This is a genomic window from Wolbachia endosymbiont of Tuta absoluta (genome assembly GCF_059414725.1).
The window spans coordinates 1-1,648 of record NZ_JBNRJY010000142.1; the positions used below are offsets into that span (position 1 = coordinate 1).

General features: G+C 36.8%; 3 protein-coding genes and 1 pseudogene. 2 read left to right on the forward strand and 2 right to left on the reverse strand.

Annotated features, from left to right (window positions below):
• Both ACJ5GX_RS01545 and ACJ5GX_RS01550 read left to right on the forward strand, forming a co-directional pair.
• Window positions 1–326 (forward strand): DUF924 family protein (locus ACJ5GX_RS01545; protein ID WP_495292619.1); only part of this gene is annotated, 326 nt, incomplete at its 5' end.
• A 315-nt stretch (window positions 327–641) separates the two neighbouring features.
• Window positions 642–1,178, forward strand: a complete 537-nt coding sequence (locus tag ACJ5GX_RS01550; protein ID WP_495292621.1) for an alpha/beta fold hydrolase — start codon at window positions 642–644, stop codon at window positions 1,176–1,178.
• On the opposite strand, the pseudogene ACJ5GX_RS01555 reads toward ACJ5GX_RS01550, so the two are convergent.
• Both ACJ5GX_RS01555 and ACJ5GX_RS01560 read right to left on the reverse strand, forming a co-directional pair.
• Window positions 1,139–1,228: pseudogene (locus tag ACJ5GX_RS01555) on the reverse strand (hypothetical protein); the annotation flags it as partial. The gene ACJ5GX_RS01550 and the pseudogene ACJ5GX_RS01555 sit on opposite strands and share 40 nt — an antisense overlap.
• Window positions 1,212–1,430, reverse strand: a complete 219-nt coding sequence (locus ACJ5GX_RS01560) for a hypothetical protein (RefSeq protein ID WP_495292620.1) — start codon at window positions 1,428–1,430, stop codon at window positions 1,212–1,214. The gene ACJ5GX_RS01560 and the pseudogene ACJ5GX_RS01555, both read right to left, overlap by 17 nt.
• Between the last annotated feature and the right edge of the window lie 218 nt (window positions 1,431–1,648).

The following is a 1,648-nucleotide window of genomic DNA, read 5'->3' on the forward strand; positions in this document are numbered from 1 at the left end:
ACTTTAGCACCTTCAATAATGTTGCCATCTGCATCTGTGACTTTCCCCTCGATAAACAGGGTATCAACATGATCGATCAAGCGTTAAAGCCTGAACAACGTTCATTCTTATATATGCCATTTATGCACAGTGAATCGAAAATCATTCATGCTCAGGCTTTACAGCTTTTTGAAACGTTGGGTAATCCAATCAATTTGGACTTCGAGAAAAAGCATAAACTGATTATTGACCGTTTTGGACGTTACCCACATCGTAATCAAATTTTGGGAAGAACCTCAACTGCTGAAGAAATTGAGTTTTTAAAACAACCGAATAGCAGTTTTTAATCGCTGTGGCTGATGTAAAATTCATATTGCATCAGCCACTAAAAGTATCGCTTTGATTCATGTCCAGCTTAGGTAAAAGTAAGCAAAGTATTAAATGACGGATAAACAGCTAAACGCATTCTAATCCTCCTCTTAATCAAAGATGTTAGAAACAAAAATATCTTTTAAACAAGATGATACTTTTTAAATCAATCAATGATTCAAGCACTAAGCTTGCATTGTTTAATAAAAATACAAAATCACAATATATCCACTAAAAATGCTCAGATATTGTCATTAAATAAAAAATACTTTTCCATCAAAGCGAGCAGAAAAATGACACAACCTACAATTGTATTGGTCCATGGTTTTTGGGGAAACTCATTACATTGGCAACATGTGATTCCATTATTAATTCAAAAAAATTTAAAAGTTAAAGCTGTCGAAATTCCATTAACGTCTTTAGCTGACGATGTGGAAAGAACCCATAAAATGATTAATCAGATTGAAGGTCCAGTATTGCTTGTAGGACATTCCTATGGAGGGGCTGTGATTACAGAAGCTGGCAATAATGAAAAAGTCGTAGGCTTAGTTTACATTGCTGCATTTGCCCCAGATACATCTGAAAGCCCAGGATTGATTACACAACAGCATCCACCTGAAGCTGCTGCTAATCTTTTCCCTGATAGTGATGGATATTTGTGGGTAAAAGAAGAAAAATACCATGAAAGTTTTTGTCAGGATCGATCTGTAAAAATCGCAAAAGCTAAACCACGTTCATGTGCACCAAGCATAAAGTTTTCAAATCCATCAATCTGGGCAGATAAAGCTCGTATTGCTTCACGTGGACTTGCAACATCAAGCTTAAATTGATGACCAAACTTTTGACCCAGCACACCATAGAGCTTAATCGTTTTTAACATCTCTGTGTCTCACTATGATGGCAACACGCTCTTGCCATTGTTGACCAAACACTTCTCGCACTGATTTTCGGTTATATGGATGATGTAAAATCAATGTAGACCCAACGCAAGGCTCTGTTTGCTCTGATTTCAATGCACCATTATCCCCTAGCCAAATCACCGCATGATTGACATGTTCAGTTCGTCCTACTCGACATAACATGACGTCACCATATTGCAAATCAGTGACTTCGCTAAAACCTGCTTTACTGAAATTATCCAAATACAATGAGGCATTTTCAGCAGATTCCCACCAACGATCGATCGGCTAGAGTCCCTTATGAAAGTAGATGATATAAGTGATGATGCACTTCCTGTATTTAAAGCAAAATGGAAACAGCTTATAAAAGAAGGGAAAATAGCTGAAAGGACAATAATTAA

What these genes read in the sequence shown, in the direction of transcription:
- ACJ5GX_RS01560 (WP_495292620.1), bottom strand. Translation starts at nt 1,430, where the DNA reads ATGTTATGTCGAGTAGGACGAACTGAACATGTCAATCATGCGGTGATT.
- ACJ5GX_RS01550 (WP_495292621.1), top strand. Translation starts at nt 642, where the DNA reads ATGACACAACCTACAATTGTATTGGTCCATGGTTTTTGGGGAAACTCA.